At 74.1% G+C, this 1,319-nt stretch carries 3 protein-coding genes and 1 riboswitch; of the genes, 2 read left to right on the top strand and 1 reads right to left on the bottom strand.

Annotated elements, in window-relative coordinates; translation table 11 throughout:
- Nucleotides 1-414: FAD-dependent oxidoreductase (locus HW445_RS31250; protein WP_180224148.1), on the bottom strand; the 414-nt coding region annotated here is incomplete at its 3' end.
- A riboswitch (TPP riboswitch) is annotated at nucleotides 410-522 on the bottom strand. It overlaps the preceding gene by 5 nt.
- Nucleotides 523-571: 49 nt before the next feature.
- Between HW445_RS31250 and HW445_RS31245 the strand changes: the two genes are divergently transcribed.
- Nucleotides 572-922: a hypothetical protein gene (locus HW445_RS31245; RefSeq protein ID WP_180224147.1), complete on the top strand. Its 351-nt coding sequence runs from the start codon at nucleotides 572-574 to the stop codon at nucleotides 920-922.
- A 42-nt stretch (nucleotides 923-964) separates the two neighbouring features.
- Nucleotides 965-1,319 (top strand): FAD-dependent oxidoreductase (locus tag HW445_RS31240; protein WP_180224146.1); only part of this gene is annotated, 355 nt, incomplete at its 3' end.

Below are 1,319 nucleotides of genomic sequence, written 5' to 3'. Positions count from 1 at the left end.
GCCCGGCGCCAGCATCGGCTCCAGCCGGCGGCACTCCCGGCCGGTCAGCCACTCCGACGACAGGCCGTGCAGCCGGTGCAGCAGGGCGAGTTCGCGGAGTTCCGCACGGTCGTCGGCGTCCAGGGCGACCGCCAGGGTCCCCGTCTCGCGGTACCCCACGTCCGTGCCGGACGCCTCGGTCAGCTCCTCGGCGAACGCGGGCCAGCGGCGCGCCGACTCCAGGTTGAGGGCCAGCAGATCCTGCTCGCCGTGATGGTGCTCGGTCACCGCGGCCAGCATCCCGGCGGCCACGAAGGCCGCCCCGCCGCCCGGTTCCGGATCCACCACCGCGGTGGCCGCGCCCTGCTGCGCGGCCCGCCAGGCGGTCACCAGGCCCACGATGCCGCCGCCCACCACCAGTACGTCGGACGTCATGACGTCCCGCTCCTCCCTTCGCCGGAATGACCCGGATCAGGTTCGTACGGTCGGAGGCCGCCAGCCTCCCTCTCAGCCCGGTGCGTCCGGGCTCCCGCGAGTGCTTTACCGTCGCCACCCTAACCCGCGGTTCCACGACGCTGAAAGAGAGTCACCCGTGCCCCGCTCCCTCGACGGCCTGCTGATGGCCCCGATCGCCGATGAGACCACCCAGGTGCCCGGCCAGGTCGGCTCCGCGACCCGGTTCGACTACCACGAGCGCGACGGGCAGGTGTGGGCCACCTATCAGGGTGGCGACATCACCCGCGGGTACCTGGTCGGCACCCGTGAGGACGACCGCGTCGACTTCCGCTACGTCCAGCTGACCCGGGACGGCGCGACCGCCTCCGGGCACTGCCTCTCACGGGTGGTCGAGCTGCCCGACGGGCGGATCCGGCTGGAGGAGACCTGGGAGTGGGAGTCCCGGGCGGGCAGCGGCACCAGTGTCGTGGAGGAGATCCGTCCGTGAGTCCGGCGGTCCGGTGTCTATGGTGAGGGAGTGAGCGAGGGCGTGAGCGAGCAGACGCGGGAACGGTCCGGACGGCGGGTGGTGATCGCCGGCGCCGGCATGGCCGGGGTCCGGACGGCGGTGGCGCTGCGCGAGCAGGGCTTCGACGGCCCGGTGACGCTGATCGGCGCGGAACCCCACCCGCCGTACGACCGGCCGCCGCTGTCGAAGGGCGTGCTGCTCGGCAAGGGCGACGAGGCCGCCTTCGACGTCGACTTCACCGGCCTCGGCATCGACCTGCGGCTGGGCCGCCGGGTCACCGGCGTGCGCCCCGCCGACAAGGAGGCCGACACCGACCAGGGGCCCGTCGGCTACGACGTGCTGGTGGCCGCCACCGGCGCCCGCCCCGTCCGGCTGC

It is taken from the genome of Streptomyces sp. UH6 (assembly GCF_013421635.1).
In the GTDB taxonomy this organism is placed as follows: Bacteria; Actinomycetota; Actinomycetes; order Streptomycetales; family Streptomycetaceae; genus Streptomyces; species Streptomyces abyssomicinicus.
The sequence above is the reverse complement of the archived record's forward strand: the minus strand, read 5'-3'. Positions and strand labels throughout refer to the sequence as shown.